The following is a 19,145-nucleotide window of genomic DNA, read 5'->3' as shown; positions in this document are numbered from 1 at the left end:
GCCGTGGACACCGACCCGCTCATCGCGCTCGGCGACACCCGCTGGCGGCTGTGGCGCGAGTCCTGCCTGCGTGGGGCCGGTTTCCCGGCCGATCGTCTCGCCGAGATCTGCGACGAGGAGCTGGCCACGGCGGCGGATCTGCTGGACGACGCCACGCCCGGCACCCGTGATCAGTACCTCAAGGTGTTCGCCGCCGCGGCCGACCGGCTCACCGCGGCGATCCGCCGTACCGCCGGGGAGAGCTCCTTCCGGGAGGCGGTGACCTGGCAGAACCCGGCGCTGATCCGCGACTGCCTGGACAAGGCGGTAGCCGGTGAGCCACGCAACGTCCGCGGCCGCGGGCACGAGCAGACGATCGCTACCTACCTGCAGCGGTACACGCTCAAGAACGACACCGTCGGCTTCTTCGGGCCGGTCGGCTGGGCCCGGATCGGGCCGGAGGACTCCGGGGTCACCGCGCAGCCGGGGCCGGAGCTGCTGGCCGGCCGGACGGTGTATTTCGAGAGCTGGGCGATCGACGCGGTCGCCGACGCGATAGCCGCACGCCCCGAGGTGTGGCCCTGGCTCCGGCCGCGGGTGTCGCCGTCGACCGTGATGGTCGGCGCGACCGTGCGGCTGCCGTTTCGCCGACCCGTCAGTCTGAGCCCTGCCGAGGTACGCGTGCTGGGGCGCTGTGACGGGCGGCGCAGCGTCCGGGACCTGGCCGGCGATCCACTGGACCCGGCCGTGGTGGGCGCGCTGCTGCGGCTGCGGGACCTGGGTGTGGTGCGCATCGATCTGGGTGTGCACCTGGTGCCGTGGCCGGAACACGAACTGCAGGACCGGCTCGACACGATCGGCGACCCGGTGGTCCGCGCGGCGGCCCGCGAGCCGGTGGACGCGATGATCCGCGCCCGTGACGCGTTGTCCGCCGCCGGCGGTGACCCGGATCGGCTGTTGCATGCCATGGAGCAGCTGACGGACCTGTTCTCGGCTCTCACCGGCCGGGCCGCGACCCGCCGTTCGGGCGCCACCTACGCCGGGCGGACCCTGGTCTACGAGGACACCACCCGCGCCGGTGAGGTCCGCGTGGGCCGCAGGGTCACCGACACGCTGGCGTCGTCGCTCGGCCCGATGCTCGACAGTGCGGTGTGGCTGGCCAACACCGTCGGGCGGCGGTACGAGGCCAAGGCCCTGGCGGTGTTCGACCGTGAGGTGGCCCGCACCGGCCGGCCGACGATGCCGCTGATGCAGCTGCTGACCGCGGTCATGCCGGAACTCGCCCGGCTCGCGGCCGGTGGCGCCGGTTCGGAGATCGTCGACGAGGTCGAGGCGGAGCTGCAGGAACGCTGGCGCCGGGTGATCGGCCTGCCGTACGAGGCGTTCGGCAGCACCCGCGCCCACCACGTGACCGGCGCGGAGATCGCCGAACGTGCGGCACGGGAGTTCGCCACCACGGCGCCGCTGTGGAGTAACGCCCGCACGCACGCGCCCGACCTGATGATCGTCGCGTCCGGCCCGGAGGCGCTCGCCGCCGGTGACGTCGACTTCGTGCTCGGCGAGCTGCACGCGGCCACGAACACGCTGGAGACGACGTTCTTCCTCCAGCGGCATCCGGAACCGGACCGGCTCGTCGCGGCGGCGTCAGCGACCGGGATGACCAGCCGGTTCTTCACCGTCCCGCGGCTCGACTCGCCGCAGACCACGACCCGGATGTCACGCGCCGCCGAGCTGATGTTGCCCGGTTACACCTACATGTGCATCGGCGCCGAGACGTTCGTGCCGCCGGCCGGTGCCACCGTCGTGTCGGTGCTCGACCTGGTCGCCGAACGCGACGGCGCGCAGCTCGTGGTGCGGCACCGGGCCGGTGGTGCGCAGCGGTACCGGTTCCTGGAGGTCATCGGCGAGCCGCTGTCGGTGATGGCGTCCAACGCGTTCCATCCGTTCGGTGGTGGCCGCCACCGGCCGCGCATCACGATCGACCGGCTGGTCGTCGGCCGGGAGTCGTGGACGCTTCCTGCGTCCGGTGCGCCATGGGCGTTCGTCAAGGACGAGAAGATGCGGTACGCCGGCGCCCGGCGCTGGCGTACCGCGAACGGCCTGCCGGAACGGGTCTTCGTGCGGGTGGATGTGGAGAAGAAGCCGATGGCGTGCGACTTCCGCAGCCTGCCGCTGGTGAACCTGCTGGCCAAGTCGATCCGGCGGACCGCCGAGTCGGGTGCCGGCGAGGTCACGGTCACCGAGATGCTGCCCGACGCCGACCGGCTCTGGCTGCGCGACGCCGGCGGCCGCGGCTACACCGCCGAACTGCGCATCATCGCGGTCGCTCCGCAGTGACCGCACCCCTGCTGAGGCCATCCCGGGTGGGGTGGCCTCAGCGGCGGGTGACCTCGGTGGGCAGGACCGCCCAGCCGCGCTGGTGCGGCGAGTGGATCGCCCGGGCGTTGTCCAGGTCGACGTCGTAGTCGCTGATCAGCCGGCCGGCCTCCTCCAGTGCCACGGTGAGTTCCAGCCGGGCCAGTGCGGCGCCCAGACAGAAGTGCGGTCCGTGTCCGAAGCTGATCAGTGCACTGGTGTCCCGGTCGAGGTCGAACCGGTCCGGGTCGGGGAACACCGCGGAGTCGCGGTTCGCCGCGGCGGGCAGCAACGCGACGCGGGCGCCGGCCGGCACCCGGGTGCCGTGGATCTCGGTCTCCCGGGTGAGGGTACGGGCCATCATCTGGCTCGGCGAGTCGTACCGCAGGGTCTCGTTGCCCCAGTCCACGGCGCGCCCGTTCAGTCCCGCGCGAGCGACGTCCGGCAGTCTGCGGCCGTGGTGCCAGGCCAGGCCGATCTGCTTGCCGGTCGACTCGTTGGTGGCGCTGACCATCAGGAACAGGAACGCCACGAGCTGCGAATCGGTGAGTGGTTCGCCGTCGACCCGGGCCGCGATCATCGCGGACGTCAGGTCGCCGGCCGGGCGCCGCCGCCGCTCGTTGATCAGGGTCACGTACTGCATGGCCAGCCGGAATCCGGCCGCGATGGTCTCGGCGGAGCGCACCTCGACGCCGTCCTCGCAGTGGTTGAGCAGGTCGTTGTCGGCCCGGATCCGGTCCCAGTCGGCAGGTGGGATGCCGACCAGGTCGCACATGATGTCGTTGGGTACGGCGGCGGCGAACTCGCCGGCGAAGTCGAACGATCCACGTTCCACCAGCGGCAGCAGTCGTGCCCGGGTCAGCTCCCGGACCCGGGGCTCGGCGGCGCGTACCCACCTGGGTTTGAACGTCTCGCCGAGCAGTCGCCGCATCGCACCGTGGTCCGGCGGGTCCATCGCCAGGAAGAAGCTGGTCTTGACCGCTTCCGGCCCCCACAGGTCGGGTTCCAGCGAGATGCCGTTGCGGTTGGAGTAAAGCCCCGGGTTGCGCAATGCGGCGAGCACGTCCTCGTACCGGGAAAGCGCCCAGAAGTCACGCTCCTCGTTGCGGTACAGCGGCGCGTTCTCCCGCATGTACGCGTACGTCGGATAGGGGTCCTCGTGAATCGCATAGGAGAACGGGTCGTAGACGGGTCCCATCGGCTCAGCGTAGGACGGTGCCGGGCGGTCGCCGATCACCGCTTTATGGGACGCGGACGAGCCCCGGCCGCTGGTTATGTTGCTGCCCATGGTGGACCAGAGCGTCAGTGCTGAGCTGACCGATGTCATCTGCGCAATCGTCGCCGCGGTCGGCGACACCGAGTGCCGGCCGGACACCAGCCTGCCGCACCTCGGCCTGGACTCGCTGGGCGCCGCCGAGACCGCCTCGGTGGTCGCCGACGCGCTGGGCCTTGCGGTGCCGCTGGAGACCATTCTCGGTGCATCGACCGCCGGTGCCGCCGCCGACATGCTGCTCGCCCGGTGGGCGGCCGACGGGCATACCGCCGACGAGGTGCGGGCCCGGCTGAAGTCGGTCGCCGACGGGTCGGCGGTCCACTGATGGACAGCGCCCTGGCGCAGCGGCTGGTGCACCGCTGGCGTACCGGCACGACCGAACCGCCCGCACCGCCCGAATCGGGCGAGCCGGCCGGGCTGTCCACCATCCAGCGTGGGGTGGTGGTGTTCGAGCGGCTGCAGCCGGGCACCGCGGTGTTCAACCTCGCCTTCGCGGCCCGGCACGCCGGGCCTCTGGACGAGGCACGTTTCGACACCGCTCTCGGCACGCTGGCGGCCCGGCATCCGGCGCTGCGGGCCCGGATCACCGGTGCCGACGTGCCGATCCGGACGACGGCGCCGCCCGCGCCGCTGCGGGCTGTCTGGGTGGACCTGCGGCACCTGCCGGAAGCCGACCGCGACGCCGCCGCCCGCGCGCACGCCGACCGTGCCGCGGCCGAACCGTTCGACCTCGACGGCATGCTGGTACGGGTGCACGGCTACCGGCTCGCCGACGACCGCCGGCTGCTGCTGTTCCTCGCTCATCATCTGGTCTGCGACGGGATCTCCATGCAGGTGCTCCTGGACGAGATGGACGCCGCCTACCGGGGTGAGCTGGCCGGCACGATGCCGGATGCGGTACCGGCACCGGCGGACCCGTCCGCGCTCGACTTCTGGCGCGCGCACCTGGCCGGGGTCGCCGAACTGGACCTGCCCGCCGACCGGCAGCTTCCGGCGCGGCTGAGTTTCACCGCCGGTTCGGTGCCGTTCGCGCTGCCTGACGAGGTGGTCGGTGCCGCCGGGCGGCTGGGCCGGGACGAGGGCGCCACCCTGTTCATGGTGTTGCTCGCCGCATACCAGTTGTCGCTGGGTGAGCAGAGCGGGCAGACCGATTTCGTGGTCGGCGTGCCCGAGGCGGGGCGGTCCGGGCCCGGTCAGCACCGTCTCGTCGGGTTGCTGGCCGACATGCTCGCGATCCGCGCCGACCTCAGCGGCCGGCCGACGTTCCGTGATCTCGTCGGCCGGGCCCGGGCCACCTGCCTGGCGGCCTTCACGCACCGCGGGGTGCCGCACGAGGACGTGGTGGCCGCGCTCGGGCCGGGACGCCGGCTCGACACCACCCTGATCCAGGCCGGTTTCGTGCTGCACGGAGAGCGGGCCGGCGCGACGCTGGCCGGTGCCGTCCTGGAGCCTGCCCCGATCAGCCGGCCGGGGCTGCGGCACGCCGTCGAGGTGCACCTGTGGCGTGAGCACGGGAGCCTGCGGGGCGTGTGGGACTACAGCACGCAGCGGTACGAGCCGGCGACCGCGGCCCGGATGGCGGCCCAGTTCGTGCGGCTGCTGACCCGTGCGCTCGCCGAACCGGACCGGCCCGTCGACCAGCTCGACCTGCTCGCCGACGAGGACCGGGCGCTGCTGGCGCAGTGGGGCAACGGCCCGGCGCTGGACGGCCCCGCGACGACGCTGACCGCGCTGTTCGCCGCCCGGGTGGCCGAGAACCCGGACGCGGTCGCCGTCGCCGACCGGTGGCGCGAACTGACGTACCGGCGCCTCGACGAACGCTCCAATCAGCTGGCGCGGCTGCTGCGGGGGCGGGGTGCCGGGCCGGGATCGATCGTCGGGATCCGGCTGGCCCGTACCGTCGACCTGGCGGTCGCGATGCTCGGCATCCACAAGGTGGGCGCCGCCTACCTGCCGCTGGATCCCGCGTATCCGGCCGACCGGACGGCGTACATGCTGGACGACAGCGGCGCCGGCATCGTCGTCACCGCAGACGAGACGGCCGCACTGGACGTCTGGCCGGCCGACCCGGTTGCGGAGGTCAACACCCCGGACAGCCTGGCGTACGTGCTCTACACCTCCGGGTCGACCGGGCGCCCCAAGGGCGTACTGCTGACCCATCACAACGCCACCGCGATGACGCGGTGGGCGCGGCGCCGGTTCACCGCCCACGAGCTGTCCCGGGTGCTCGCCTCGACGTCGATCTGTTTCGACGTGTCGGTCTTCGAGTTCTTCGCGACCCTCTGCGCGGGCGGCACGGTCGTCGTGGTCGACAACGCGCTGAGCCTGCTCACCGAGCAGCCCGCCGTGACGTTTCTCAGTGCCGTGCCCACCGCGGTGCGGGCCCTGGCCGAGGCCCGGGCGATCCCGCCGTCGGTCCGGGTGGTCGGGCTCGGTGGTGAGGCGGTCACCGGCACGATCGTCGACGACCTCTATGCGATCGGGACCATCGAATCAGTGATCAACCTGTACGGGCCGACCGAGGACACCACCTACTCGACGTCGGCGACGCTGCTGGCGCGGGAGCAGCCGCCACCGATCGGCCGGCTGCTGCCCGGCGGGCGCGGATATGTGCTGGACCGTGCGCTACGGCCGGTCCCGCCCGGCGCGGTCGGCGAGTTGTACCTGGCCGGTGCCGGGCTCAGCCGCGGGTACGCCGGCAACAGTGCGCTGACGGCCGCCCGGTATCTGCCCGACCCGTTCACGTCGATGCCGGGTGAGCGCATGTACCGCACCGGTGACCTGGCCCGGTTCCGGGCCGACGGGGCCCTGCTCTACCTGGGCCGGCGCGACTTCCAGATCAAGATCCGCGGACAGCGCATCGAACTGGGTGAGATCGAGACCACGCTGCAACGCCACCCGGGCGTACGGGAGGCGGTGGTCACACTGCACGACAACCGGTTGATCGGCTACCTGTCCCCACCGGACGTGGATCTCGACGACGTCCGCGCCCACCTGCGCAACACTCTGCCGGTGGTGATGGTGCCGAGCCTGTTGATCGCGCTGGACGCGCTGCCGCAAACCCCGAACGGCAAGGTGGACCGGCTGGCGCTGCCGGTACCCCAGGCACCGGCCACGACCGGCGGCGGCACCCTGCGGGGACCGGACGAGGAACTGGTCGCCGGTGTCTGGCGCGACGTCCTCGACGTCGAGGCGGTGGGCCGCGACGACGACTTCTTCGACCTGGGCGGCGACTCACTGCTGGCCGGTCAGGTACTCAGCCGGCTACGGGAGCGGGCCGGCGGTGGGCTCTCGCTCCGGCTGATCTTCGAGCACTCCCGGCTGGCCGACCTCGCCGCCGCCCTTCCGCCGCCGGGTGACCCGGCACCGGAGCAGCCGTCCGCGGTCACCCCGCGTTCTGCCGGGGCTGCCCCGGTGCTCTCCTTCGACCAGGAACGGATGTGGCTGGAGAGCATCAGCGGCCGCAACGTCGCATACAACATCCACGGCCGGCAGTGGCTGGACGGCCCGCTGGACGTGGCCGCCCTGCAACTGTCGATCGGGGCGATCGTCGCCCGCCACGAGAGCCTGCGAACCCGTTTCCCGGTCGTCGACGGTCGCCCCACCCAGCAGGTCGGCGACCCCGATCCGGGCTGGCGGCTGCCGATCCTGGAGGCCGCCAGTGCGGCCGACGCCGAGGCGCTCGCCGATGTCCAGGCGCGGGTGTCGTTCGACCTCGCGGCCGGCCCGCTCTTCGCCTGCCTGCTGGTACGCACCGGCGACGACAGCCATCTGCTGTCCTTGACGATCCACCACATCGTCTCGGACGGCTGGTCGGTCGCTCTGATCCTGGGCGAACTGTCCGCCCTGTACGCGTGCGGCGGCGACCCGGACGCCGCCGGCCTGCCGCCGCTGGCCGTCCAGTACCGCGACTACGCCGTCTGGCAACGCGACACGCTCGCCGGCGACCGGCTGGCCCGGCAGGTCCAGCAGTGGCGCGACCGGCTCGCCGGCGCCCCGGAGGCGATGCTGCTGCCCCAGGCGCGGCGGCGGTCGCCGGCACCGGCCGGTACCGGCGGCCGGGTCCGCGCCACGTCACAGCCCGGCGACGCGGCGGCGCTGCGGCGGCTGTGCCGCGAGCACGACGTCACCGCGTTCATGGCGGTCCTGGCCGCCTGGAGTGTGGTGCTGCACCGCTGGTCCGGTCAGGACGACCTGGTGATCGGTGTGCCGGTGAACACCCGCAGTGGTGCGGCCGGCACCGAACCGCTGGTCGGGTTGTTCGTCAACACGGTGCCGGTCCGGATCGACGCCGGTGGTGACCCGCCGTGGACGGAGTTGCTCACCCGGGTCCGCCGGGCCGCCCTGGACAGCTACGTCGGCCACGGCGAGACCCCGTTCCACGTGCTGGTCCGCGAGTTGGGGGTGGTCCGCGACCCGTCGCGCACGCCGGTGTTCCAGGTGATGCTCAACATGATCGAGGCCGCCGACCGGCTGTGGCGGCTGCCCGGGCTCACCGCGCGGACCCCCGAGCACCCGCCACAGCCCGGGAAGGTCGACATCAGCCTCGACGTGCTGCACGACGACGGTGAGCTCACCTTCGACCTGTCGTATCACGCCGGCCGGTACGACGCGGCGACGATGCGCGCGCTGCTCGGTCAGGTGCAGGCGGTGCTGCGTGCCGGGGCCGCCGATCCGGGCCGGCCGGTGCGGGCCTTCGACCTGGCGCCGGCCGGCATCGCGCCGGCCGCCGTACATCTGACCCCGGCGCGGCTGCGGGCGTCGGCCGGGCCGTTCCCGCCGGCCGTCCGGCAGGTCTTCGTCCACCATCACGGCGACATGCTCGCCCATGACGTGGCGCTGGCCCGGCGGCTCGCCCCGGCGGCCACCGTGGTCGCCCTGTTCCACTCCCGCAACGCGAGTGGGCCGGCCGGGGTGCACATCGTCCCCGAGACGTGGTCGGCACGGACCGCGCCGATGCGGGTGCCGATCGGTGTCGTCGGCGATCCCGCACCGCTGCTGGCTCCGGGTGAGACGGGTGCGCTGGCGACCGGCGAGCCGGTGCGGCGCCGGTTCGACGGCGAGTTCGAGTACGCTGCGCCGCTCGACGACCCGCTCGAGACGGTCGCCGCCCTGCTGGACCTGCCGGGCGTCACCGACGCTGCGGTCGCCGTCCGGGACGGGCAGGGCACGGTGGCGTACGTGACGGGCACCGCCCTCGACCTCGGGCGCATCCGCCAGTACCTGGTCAAGAATCTGCCGGAGTATCTGGTGCCGGACCGGGTGGTCCCGGTCGCCCGGTTCCCGCTGACCGGCGCCGGCCACCACGACCTGGCAGAACTGGCGTGACACAGACGAACCGCGCGCCCCGCGATGTCCGGGGCGCGCGGTTCGTTCGGGTCACCGGCGGATCAGCTGCTCCACCGCGGCCAGTCCCGCGGTCAGTTCCTCGGTCGTCCCGCCGAAGCCCAGCCGCGCGTAGCTCGCGAAGGCGTCACCGAAGCAGGAGCCGGGGACCAGCAGCACCCGGTGGCGCTGGGCGAGTTCGTGGCACAGCCCGGTCACGTCGGGCCGGCCGAGGAACTCCACGAACGTCGAGACACCACCGTCCGGCGGGTTCACCCGGACCAGGTCCGGCAGGGTGCCGGCCCACTCCAGCAGCCGGCGGCGGTTGGCCGAGGCGTGCGCGTGCTGCAACTTGACGATCTGGTCGGCGTGGCGCACCGCCAGTTCGGCGAAGAACTCCAGCACCGGCGACACGTAAAGGGCGATGTAGTCGCGCAGGATCGCGGCCCGGGCCAGCAGGTCGGGCGGTGCGATGCACCAGCCGACCCGCAACCCGGCGAGCCCGTAACTCTTGGAGAGGGTGCCGAAGCAGATCGTCTTGTCATATCTGTCGTACGGCAGCCGCAACGGCGCACCGGTGTAGGTCATCTCACCGAACGCGTTGTCCCACACCAGCCACGCACCCGCCTCGCGGGCGATGGCGATGATCTCGTCCTGTTCGGCGGCGGTGACGCTGACGCCGGTCGGGTTGTGCGGGAAGTTCACCACGATCATCTTCGGCCGGCTGCGTGCCAGCTCCCGCAGCAGCGCGATGTCGGGCCGGAACCCTTCGCCCGCCCGCAGCGGCCACCGGGTGATCCGGCAGCCCCGCCAGCCGGCGATGTCGTGCAACTGCTGGTAGGCCGGGTCGACGACGATGATCTCGTCGCCGGGTTCGACGGCGAGGTGCATCATCAGGTAGATCGCCTCGCTGGAGCCGTGCGTGACCATCACCGGGTCGACGTCCCCGCCGGTCCAGCGGTTGGCGAGGGCTGCGCGCAGGCCACCGCCGCCGTAGCTCTCACTGTCTCGGATGATCATGCTGCCCAGGTCGGCCAGGTCGGCGCCACCGATGGCGAGCAGTTCGGTCATGGACAGGTCACGTACGCCGCTGCTGCCGATGTCGTGGTCTACCTCGTGGTAGTAGCTGCGCATCCAGGCTTCGAGCCGTGCGACAGCGATGTCCATGGCGCACCGTCCTTCCCGTGTGATCCCTGCGGGCGACGCTACCGAACGGCTCTATGGCCACGACGTCACGTGAACACGGCTCATCCGCAGTGACCGGACCCGTCGTAGCGTCGCCTCGTGGACGGCGGCGAGGGAGTCAGGATGAGCACCCAGGACATCGAGGACATCTACGAGTTGTCGCCGCTGCAACAGGGCATCCTGTTCCACACGCTGTACGCCGGCGACGCCGACATCTACGTCAATCAGCGCAGCTTCTACGTCGACGGGCCATTGGACGTCGACACGCTGCTGCTGGCGTGGGAGCAGACCACTCGCGCGCACACGATCCTGCGGACCTCGTTCCACTGGGAGGACCTCGACAAACCCGTCCAGGTGGTGCACCGCGACGTACCGTCGAACATCACCCGGCACGACTGGTCCGGTCAGGCCGACCAGCAGCAGCGTTTCGACGAGCTGCGGGCCGAGGATCTGACCACCGGATTCGACCCGGCGGTCGTCCCGCTGCAGCGGTTGCACCTGGTCAAGTTCGACGACCGCCGGCACGGTGTGATCTGGACCAACCATCTGCTGCTGCTCGACGGCTGGTCGGTGCCGATCTTCCTGAACGACGTCCTGCGCCGCTACGCGCACCTCGCCGCCGGCACCCCGCCTCCGGAACCGGCGCCGCCGTACCGTGACTACATCGCCTGGCTGCAACGGCAGGATCTGGATGCGGCAAAGGACTTCTGGACCCGTAGTCTGTCCGGCCGGGCCGGGTCCGCCGCGCTGGCGCCGCTGCTGCCCCCGGACCCCCACGGCACCGAGGGCACCCTCGACGAGCGGACGGTGCGGCTGTCCGCCGACGTCGAGTCCCGGCTGCGGGCCAAGGCCGCGAGGCATCAGGTCACCCTCAACACCCTGCTGCACGCCGCCTGGGCGCTGGTGCTGCAGCGCTACAGCGGTGCGAGCGACGTCATGTTCGGTGTCACCAGCGCGGGTCGCCCGCCCGAGGTACCGCGCGTCGACCGGATGATGGGGTTGCTCACCAACACTCTGCCGGTTCGGGTGACGGTGCCCGACGACGGCGACGTCGGGCCGTGGCTGCGCGAGATCCAGGCGGGCTACACCGCGGTGCGCCGCTACGAGTACAGCCCGCTCGCCCAGATCAAGCAGTGGATCGGCGCGACCGGCACCCAGCCGCTGTTCAACAGTCTGTTCATCTTCGACAACTACTCACTGGACGTGAGCGGCGACGGTCTGGGCGGGCTGCTGTCGGTGCGCCCGGTCGACACGATCGAGAAGACGAGCAACCCGCTGGTGCTGACCGTCACCCCGGAACCGCATCTGGCCCTGCGGATCCACTTCCTGCGCGAACGGTTCGTCCCGGGTGCGGCCGACGAGATCCTCGGCTGCTTTCAGGCTGCGCTCGCCGGACTCGCCGACCACGACCGGATCGCCGGGGCCGCCGCGGCACTGCCGGCGGTCTGCGCCGAGCAGGGCCGGGTCGTCGACTATCCGGACGCGGGCGCGACGTTGCCCGAGCTGATCGAACGGCAGGCGGCCGCGACCCCGGATGCGGTCGCCGTCGTGACCGACGAGCCCGTCCGGTACGGGGAGTTGCTGGACCGGGCCCGGCAGGCCGCGGCCGCGCTCGGCGCGCTCGGGGTCACCGCGGGTGACGTCGTCGGGATCTGTGCCGAGCGGTCGCTGGACATGGTGACCGGGATTCTCGGCGCGATCTTCGCCGGGGCGGCGTACCTGCCGCTCGACCCGTCCCTGCCTGCGGCCCGGCTGGCGTTCATGATCGACGACGCCGGTGCCCGCGTGGTCATCGCGACCGACGGCACGGCCGGACGTGCCTGCGCCGCCGGCGCGCAGACCGTGCTGACCCCCGGCGAGTTCCCGGCCACCCCGCACGGCTGGGTCCGGCCGGCGGTGCGCGGCACGGATGCGGCGTACGTCATCTACACCTCGGGATCGACCGGCCGGCCCAAGGGTGTCGTCATCACCCATCAGGCGGTGGTCAACCGGCTGTTGTGGACCCAGCAGACGTTCCAGCTCACCGCCGACGACCGGGTGCTGCAGAAGACACCGTTCGGCTTCGACGTGTCGGTGTGGGAGCTGTTCTGGCCGCTGATCACCGGCGCGACGATGGTGGTGGCCGCGCCGGGCGGGCATCAGGACGCCGAGTACCTGGCCGACGTCATCACCCGTCATCGGGTCACCACCGCGCATTTCGTGCCGTCGATGCTGCAGCTGTTCGTCGACGAGCCGACCGCGGCCGACCTGCCGCAGCTGCGCCGGGTGATCTGCAGCGGCGAGGCGCTGCCCTATCCGCTGGCCCGGCGGTTCCAGGATCTGCTGCCCGCCGTGGGACTGCACAACCTGTACGGCCCGACCGAGGCGGCCATCGACGTGACCTGGTGGGACTGCAGCCGTCCCGGACCGGCGGGGGTGGTGCCGATCGGGTTCCCGGTGGCGAACACCACCGCGTATGTGCTGGACCGGCGATTGCAGCAGGTGCCGGCCGGCGTACCGGGTGAGCTGTATCTCGGCGGTGTGCAGCTGGCGCGAGGATATCTGCACCGGTCCGGGCTGACCGCGGCGACGTTCGTCGCCCATCCGCTCGCCGGGCCGGGCGGCCGTCTCTATCGCACCGGTGACGGGGTGCGCCGGCTGCCCGACGGTTCCCTGGAGTTCCTCGGCCGTCTCGACCATCAGGTGAAGGTACGCGGATACCGGATCGAACTGGGTGAGATCGAACAGGTGCTGGCCGGTCACCCGGGTGTCCGGGAGGCGGTGGTGGTGGCCCGTGGCCGCGACGATTCCCAGCAGCTCGCCGCATATCTGACGGTGGCCGGCGAGGTCGCGCCCGAGCAGCGGGCGCTGCGCGAGTACCTGCTGACCGAACTGCCCCGCTACATGCTGCCGGCCACCTTCACCGTGCTGGACGCGATGCCGCTGACCCACAACGGCAAACTGGACCGGGCCGCACTGCCGGACCCGTCGGCCGGCGTTGCCAGACCCGCCGCCCAGACGCCGCCGCCCGGGTCCCCGCCGATCACCGCCGGGGAGGAGGCGGTGCTCGCCGTCTACCGCGAGATCCTCGAGATGACCGACGTCGACGTCGACGCCGACTTCTTCGACCTCGGCGGGAACTCCTACGACGCGGTCCGCGCGATCCGCCGCATCGAGGGGGCGACAGTCCGGCTGCTGGTCGCCCATCCCAGCGCGCGGGCGCTGGCTGCGGCCCTGCGGTCGGCGGACGAACCGGACGGCATCCTGCTGCGCCTGACCGCTCCGGGGCCGGCCCGGCACACGCTGGTCTGTGTCCCGTTCGGCGGTGGCAGCGCGATCAGCTACCGGCCGCTCGCGCAGGTCCTGCCCGCGGAGGTGGCGCTGCACGCGGTGACGCTGCCCGGGCACGACATCGGCGGCGACCCGCAGCTGCGTCCGCTGCAGGAGGTGGCCCAGGAGACCGTCGAGGCCGTCCTGCGCACCACCTCCGGGCCGACCTCGGTGTACGGGCACTGTGCCGGCGTCGCGCTGGCCGTCGAGGTGGTTCGCCGGCTGGAGGCGGCGGGCCGGCCGGTCGACCGGTTGCTGCTCGGCGGGTCGTTCCCGTTCTTCGATCCGGGTCCGGTCGGCCGGGTCGTGCAGCGGACCCTCACCGCGATGGTCGGCCGGGGTCTGCTGAAGGTCACCGCGAACACGGTCGGGCTCACCGGCAACGACCGCCCGGGCAACGACGTCGCCGAAATGCGCTACCTGCGTTCGATCGGCGGGTTCGAGGGTGTCGTCGACGACGAGGTGCTGGCGTTCGTGATGCGCGCCTTCCGCCACGACGTCGCCCAGGCCAGCAGCTATTTCTCGGCGCATTGGACCCGCAAGGCGGACACGCCGCCGCTGGCCGCGCCGATCATCTTCATCGCCGGCACCGAGGATCCGCTCACCCCCCGCTACGACCAGCGATGGCGCATGTGGGAGCGGTTCAGCAGCGACGTGGAGCTGACCACGGTGCCGGGCGGCGGGCACTACTTCCACCAGCAGCAGCCCGAGATGGTCGCCAAGATCCTGGAGAGCGCCCTCGCCTCGGAGGCTAGGCGGTGACGGGTACGGTCGCCGGCCGGCTGGGTCTGGCGGACGCCCTCACGGCCGTGGCCGGGGCGCGGGCCGTGATCACCCAGGAAGCCGCGCACACCGACCGGGCCGCGGTGTTCCCGGCCGCGAGCATCGCCGCTCTCCGGGAGGCGGGGCTGATGTCGCTGGCGATCCCGGTGCCGTTCGGCGGTCACGGGTTCGACGCGGTGGGTCTGGCCGAGGTCGGCCGGGCGCTGGGCGGGCTGTGCGGCTCGACCGCGATGATCTGGGCGATGCACCAGATCCAGCTCGGCTGCTTGGAGGACAGCGCACGGCTGGAGCCGCGGGTGGCCGGTTATCTGCGGCGGGCGGCGCGGGAGCAGCTGCTGATCGCCTCCGTCACGTCCGAGGTGGGCGTCGGCGGCGACGTGCGCAGCAGCAAGGCCGCGGTGCGGCAGGTGCCGGGCGGTGTCGAGATCGTGAAGAAGGCGCCCACCATCTCCTACGCGGAGGCCGCCGACGCGTTTCTGGTGACCGCCCGGCGCGGGCCTGAGGCGCCGGCCGGCGACCAGGTGCTCGTGCTGGCCGAGGCGCACCAGACGACGCTGCGCCAGACCGGGGTCTGGGACAGCCTGGGCATGCGTGGCACCTGCAGTGCATCGCAGGCGTTCGCGGCGACCGTTGCGCCGTGGCAGGTCCTGGACCAGCCGTTCAGCGAGATCGCGACGTACCGGATGGTGCCGCTCTCGCACGTGCTGTGGTCGGCGGTGTGGGTGGGGATCGCCGAGGACGCGCTGCGCCGGGCGATCGGCCTGACTGCGGCGAAGCTGCGCCGCAGCACCGCCGCTGCCGACCCGCGGCTGGCCTGGATGCACACCCTCACCCGGACGACGTGGGACGCGATCAGGATGTTCGCGACCGACTACGCCCGGGATCCGCGCGGGCCCGGGCTGGGTCTGCGGGCGAACGCGTTGAAGGTGCGTGCGTCGCTGGACACCGTCCAGGCGGCTCAGATGGCGCTCGAGGTGTGTGGGATGGCCGGATATTCCGAGGTGGGGCCGTTCTCGGTCAGCCGGCATCTGCGTGACCTCTACTCCGCCCGGCTGATGATCTCCAACGACCGGCTGGGCGCCGTCAACGCGGAGCTGCTCGCGTTCGGCGACGACCATTGAGAGACGACCATTGAGAAGCGCCCCAGCGGAAACCCGCTGGGGCGCTGATCATTAGTGGCTGCCTCAGCCGGGTTTCAGGCCGAGCCAGCGGCTCAGGTTCTCGATCTCCTCGTTCACCGCGGTGGTCATCGCCTTGGTGAACTCCACGTCCCGGTGGATCGCGGACACCGTGAACACCCCTGCCTTGCGGTCGGCGGTCGCGTCCAGTTTGCCGACCAGCCGGTCACCGTAGAGGATGGGCAGCGCGTAGTAGCCCCAGCGACGACGCTCGGCCGGCTTGTAGATCTCCAGCTGGTACTCGTATTCGAAGATCTCGACCATCCGCTTGCGGTCGTGCACCAGCCGGTCGAACGGCGACAACAGCGCCGCCCGGCCGGTGAACGGCTGACCCAGCGCGGCCGGATCGACCCGCCACTGACCGCGGGTGCCCTCCACGACGGCCGGCTCGCCCGCCTCCCCCACATCCCACGGCTCGACCGCGCATTCCTGCCCGCGAGCCCGCGCGATGCCCAGCGATGTCAGTCGCCGCTCGTCCTGGATTCGCCGTGCCTTCTCGGCCGGCACCACCGGGTCGTCGCGGTACACCCGCCGTGCCAGGTCCCACAGCCGCTGCCGGCCCTGCCGGCCGGCGACGGCGACCTCACCGAGCTGAACGAGGAACTCCAGCATCTGCGACACGTTGCGGTTGTTGGTCCACCCGGAGGAACCCCACGGTTGTACGGCGGTGTCGGGCAGATCTCGGGACAGCAGCGGCCCCGACTCGTCGAGCCGGGCGAGGATGTCACGCCGGAAGGAGTCGTTGGCGGTGACCCACTGCCACCGGGCTTCCCGCCAGGGGCTGTTCTCCCCGCGCCCGGACCGTTCCGCCATGTCCGCGCGGTACAGGCACATGTCCTCCGCGGGCCGCACCATCGCCCGCAACTCGACCAGCGTGCGGTCGCGCAGGGCGGCGTCGAGCTGGGCCGGGGCGTACGCGTCGCCCAGCCGGCTCCACACCACCAGGTCGGCGCTGGGTGCCACGGCCGCGGTGGGGTCGAGCTGCAGCAGGGTCAGCTGGCGGACCACATCGAGAAGATCGGTCGGCTGCCGCCGGTCGAGGAGTTGAGCACGCACCGCGATCCTCCGCGCGTCGGCGCGGGACAGTTCGTGAACGGTCATGACACGACCCTATTGCTCGGAGCCGTCGCGGGCTCGCTCTCGGACACGGGTTCGGCCGTCTTTCGGACCGGGCGGTCGGGGAGCCGGCGCAGACTGTCCTGCTGGGACGCCACCACCGCGGTGATCAGCATGACCACCCCGATCAGCAGCATCAGCAGGGCCATTCCCCGCCCCGGGCCGACCCCGATGACCGCTCCGACGGACCCGGCGAGCGCGCCGTCGGCCAGCAGCAGCGGTTCGAAGAGCCGGTCGGCGACCGGGCCGGCCAGCAGGTACGACGAGGCGAGCACGGCGCCGCCGACCATGTTGTAGGTGGCGAAGACCCGGCCCTGGACGTCCGGCTCGACTTCGACCTGCAGGATGTTGCGGCTGGTGCCGTCGACGATGGTGAAGCAGAACGTGAAGCCCAGAGCGGCCACCACGATCAGCGGGATGCTCGGCCGCAGCGCGCCGAGGCACAGGAACAATCCGAGGGGGATCGCGAAGCCGGCCAGTCCGATGACCCGCCGGCGGGGACCGCCCCAGGTCGCCAGCGCCAGGCTGCCGGCGATCGCGCCCACCCCCATGCAGGCGATCACGATGCCCAGTGCGGCTGCGGAGGCGAAGGAGAGCACCAGCGGGGTGAGCATCGCGTCGGCGTACCCGAGGCTGACGTTGAGTGCCGCGCTGAACAGCAGGATGGTGACCAGGGTGCGGCGGGTGGCCACGATGCGCCAGCCGGCCCGGATCTCGTCGATCAGCCCGCCGGACCCGGTCTGGCCGGCGTCGCTGCGCGGCGGCTGCGGGATCCGGATGATCGCGAGGATCGCCATGTTGAACACGAACGTCGCGAAGTCGACGAGCAACACGCCGTTGAGGTCGATGAGCAGGTAGAGCACGCCGCCGGCGGCGAACCCGACGGTGTTGCCGAGCGCCTGCGCGAGCATTACCACGCCGTTGGCTCGTGCGACCTGTTCCGGTGGTGCGAGCAGGACGATGCTGGCGCTCATCGCGGGCAGCTGGATCGCGCGGATCACCGATTGGATGCCCACGAAGACGAAGATGTGCCACGGTTGCAGGTCGCCGGCGGAGTAGAGCAGGGCCAGCACGAGAACCGGTACGGCCGACACCGCCTCACTGACGATCAGCAGGACCCGTCTGTTCCAGCGGTCCACGAGGGCGCCGGCGAGTGGCCCGAAGATCACGCCGGGCAACAGGCTGACGAGGAGCGTGATGCTGTACTGCGTGGCCGATCCGGTGTGCTGGAACACCCAGACACCCATCGCCAGGCCGGTGAACGCCGACCCGAGCACGGAGGTCAGCAATCCGACCGAGAACACGATGAACCTAGGCATGCCCGGAGCCTGCCACCGGCGGTGGCGCATCGGCGGACCCTGGTTCCGGTGACAAGACGCCCCGATCGGTGCCGCCTACGTTGGGCTCAAACCGACTTCGGAGAGAGGTAGTCAAGGTGACTGAGAGCGTGACCGGCACCGAGACCAAGGGGCTGACCGCCGAGCAGGTGAAGTCCTTCCAGGAGAACGGGTTCATCGGACCGTTTGACCTCTACCCCGAGGAGCAGGCTCCGGTCCTCTGGGGACAGGCCATGATCGAGATGGTGACGTCGGCGAACAAGCCGCATGACTCCAACATCATCAACTACGACCGCCATCTGGACTGCAACACGCTGTCGGAGCACATCGCGCATCCGACTGTCGTGCACAAGCTGCGCAGTCTGATGGGCGACGACATCATCTGCTGGAAGACCAACATCTTCGAGAAGCAGCCGGGTGAGTCGGGTACCGGCTGGCACCAGGTGGAGGCGTTCACCGTCTTCGAGTCCGAGACGGTCGCCTATCCGTCGCTGCGGTACACCGAGGAGAGCACCGCCGCCACGCAGGAGCTGACTGTGTGGACGGCCTTCTCCGAGGCCGACGAGGAGCACGGCTGCCTGCGTTTCATCCCGGGCAGCCACAAGAAGTGGTATTACGACGAGACCAAGCCGATGTCGCGCAACGTGGAGAGCAAGAACCACGACTTCTTCGGCTACGACTACTCGGAGCTCAAGCTCGACCAGGACTGGGATCCGGACGCCGGCACCATCGTCAACATGCCGATGAAGCCGGGCCAGTTCGTCATCTTCCTGGCCAAGTGCATCCACGGGTCGCTGCCCAACGTCAGCGACACCAAGCGTCTCGGGCTGGCCACCCGCTATGTCTCCCCCTCGGTCAAGGTCTATGAGCACATCGACAGCCTCAGCGGGTTCGGTGACGCGATCAGCCTCGACTACCACGGCAGTGTGCTGGTCTCCGGTGAGGACCGGTGGGGTCACAACCGGATCCACCAGAACAACCTCAACGGCTTCCCGTTCCCCAAGGTCGAGTCCTGATGGGCGCCGACGACGACTACCGGCTCAAACTCGCCGCGTTCCTCGCGACCCAGCCGGTCGCCAAGGGGGTCACCACCGAGCAGGTGCTCACGGCGCGGACCCGTGACGAACTGGGGATCACCTCGCTCAACATGATCGTGGTGATGTTGAACTACCTCAAGGACCACACCGACGGCTCGGTCGCCCTGCGCCCGGAGTGGGTGCCCCGGATGGTCGATGTCGACGGCATCGTCGCCGTGCTCCGCGAGATCGACGCGAGCAAGGTCGCGCAGCCGCAGTGACACCCGTC

General features: G+C 71.3%; 11 protein-coding genes. 7 read left to right on the top strand and 4 right to left on the bottom strand.

Translation table 11 applies throughout. The features are described from left to right. Window positions 1-3: 3 nt before the first annotated feature. Entirely contained in the window at window positions 4-2,316 is a 2,313-nt protein-coding gene (locus AB0E94_RS26465) for a lantibiotic dehydratase (protein ID WP_360330873.1), read from the top strand. 37 nt (window positions 2,317-2,353) lie between these two features. Here AB0E94_RS26465 and AB0E94_RS26460 read toward each other — a convergent pair whose 3' ends face one another. After that, window positions 2,354-3,532: a cytochrome P450 gene (locus AB0E94_RS26460; protein WP_360330871.1), complete on the bottom strand. Its 1,179-nt coding sequence runs from the start codon at window positions 3,530-3,532 to the stop codon at window positions 2,354-2,356. A gap of 88 nt (window positions 3,533-3,620) precedes the next feature. On the opposite strand from AB0E94_RS26460, the gene AB0E94_RS26455 reads away from it, so the two are divergent. Beyond that, window positions 3,621-3,932, top strand: coding sequence for an acyl carrier protein (locus tag AB0E94_RS26455; protein WP_360330868.1), 312 nt, complete (start codon window positions 3,621-3,623; stop codon window positions 3,930-3,932). Then, on the top strand, window positions 3,932-8,935 hold the full coding sequence (locus AB0E94_RS26450) for an amino acid adenylation domain-containing protein (RefSeq protein WP_360330866.1): 5,004 nt from the start codon (window positions 3,932-3,934) through the stop codon (window positions 8,933-8,935). The genes AB0E94_RS26455 and AB0E94_RS26450 overlap by 1 nt, the downstream gene beginning before the upstream one ends. 51 nt (window positions 8,936-8,986) lie before the next feature. Here AB0E94_RS26450 and vioD read toward each other — a convergent pair whose 3' ends face one another. After that, window positions 8,987-10,099, bottom strand: coding sequence for a capreomycidine synthase (gene vioD, locus AB0E94_RS26445; RefSeq protein ID WP_360330863.1), 1,113 nt, complete (start codon window positions 10,097-10,099; stop codon window positions 8,987-8,989). Window positions 10,100-10,240: 141 nt separating this feature from the next. On the opposite strand from vioD, the gene AB0E94_RS26440 reads away from it, so the two are divergent. Together AB0E94_RS26440 and AB0E94_RS26435 are read left to right on the top strand one after the other, a co-directional pair. Next, window positions 10,241-14,188 carry an amino acid adenylation domain-containing protein gene (locus tag AB0E94_RS26440; protein WP_360330860.1) on the top strand — a complete coding sequence of 1,316 codons (3,948 nt, stop codon included), beginning with the start codon at window positions 10,241-10,243 and terminating at the stop codon, window positions 14,186-14,188. Continuing rightward, complete coding sequence (locus AB0E94_RS26435; protein WP_360330857.1) at window positions 14,185-15,330, top strand: acyl-CoA dehydrogenase family protein; 1,146 nt, start codon at window positions 14,185-14,187, stop codon at window positions 15,328-15,330. Before AB0E94_RS26440 ends, AB0E94_RS26435 begins: the two co-directional genes overlap by 4 nt. A 63-nt stretch (window positions 15,331-15,393) precedes the next feature. Here the strand turns inward: AB0E94_RS26435 and AB0E94_RS26430 are convergent, their stop codons facing one another. Both AB0E94_RS26430 and AB0E94_RS26425 read right to left on the bottom strand, forming a co-directional pair. Further along, complete coding sequence (locus tag AB0E94_RS26430; protein ID WP_360330854.1) at window positions 15,394-16,488, bottom strand: crosslink repair DNA glycosylase YcaQ family protein; 1,095 nt, start codon at window positions 16,486-16,488, stop codon at window positions 15,394-15,396. After that, window positions 16,485-17,822, bottom strand: coding sequence for an MFS transporter (locus tag AB0E94_RS26425; protein WP_360330851.1), 1,338 nt, complete (start codon window positions 17,820-17,822; stop codon window positions 16,485-16,487). Before AB0E94_RS26425 ends, AB0E94_RS26430 begins: the two co-directional genes overlap by 4 nt. Window positions 17,823-17,938: 116 nt before the next feature. On the opposite strand from AB0E94_RS26425, the gene AB0E94_RS26420 reads away from it, so the two are divergent. After that, window positions 17,939-18,856, top strand: coding sequence for a chlorinating enzyme (locus AB0E94_RS26420; protein ID WP_360330848.1), 918 nt, complete (start codon window positions 17,939-17,941; stop codon window positions 18,854-18,856). Next, the gene (locus tag AB0E94_RS26415) at window positions 18,856-19,137 is read left to right on the top strand and encodes a hypothetical protein (protein ID WP_360330845.1); all 282 of its coding nucleotides are present in this window, start codon (window positions 18,856-18,858) and stop codon (window positions 19,135-19,137) included. The genes AB0E94_RS26420 and AB0E94_RS26415 overlap by 1 nt, the downstream gene beginning before the upstream one ends. Window positions 19,138-19,145: the final 8 nt, after the last annotated feature.

It is taken from the genome of Actinoplanes sp. NPDC026670 (genome assembly GCF_040638175.1).
Classification (GTDB): domain Bacteria; phylum Actinomycetota; class Actinomycetes; order Mycobacteriales; family Micromonosporaceae; genus Actinoplanes.
Note: the sequence above shows the minus strand (reverse complement) of the source record. Positions and strands in the feature narration are given on the sequence as shown.

Excerpts from the sequence above, each read along its gene's own strand:
- AB0E94_RS26450 (WP_360330866.1), top strand. The coding sequence starts at position 3,932 with ATGGACAGCGCCCTGGCGCAGCGGCTGGTGCACCGCTGGCGTACCGGC.
- AB0E94_RS26455 (WP_360330868.1), top strand. The coding sequence starts at position 3,621 with ATGGTGGACCAGAGCGTCAGTGCTGAGCTGACCGATGTCATCTGCGCA.
- AB0E94_RS26430 (WP_360330854.1), bottom strand. The coding sequence starts at position 16,488 with ATGACCGTTCACGAACTGTCCCGCGCCGACGCGCGGAGGATCGCGGTG.
- AB0E94_RS26415 (WP_360330845.1), top strand. The coding sequence starts at position 18,856 with ATGGGCGCCGACGACGACTACCGGCTCAAACTCGCCGCGTTCCTCGCG.
- AB0E94_RS26440 (WP_360330860.1), top strand. The coding sequence starts at position 10,241 with ATGAGCACCCAGGACATCGAGGACATCTACGAGTTGTCGCCGCTGCAA.
- AB0E94_RS26425 (WP_360330851.1), bottom strand. The coding sequence starts at position 17,822 with ATGCCTAGGTTCATCGTGTTCTCGGTCGGATTGCTGACCTCCGTGCTC.
- vioD (WP_360330863.1), bottom strand. The coding sequence starts at position 10,099 with ATGGACATCGCTGTCGCACGGCTCGAAGCCTGGATGCGCAGCTACTAC.
- AB0E94_RS26460 (WP_360330871.1), bottom strand. The coding sequence starts at position 3,532 with ATGGGACCCGTCTACGACCCGTTCTCCTATGCGATTCACGAGGACCCC.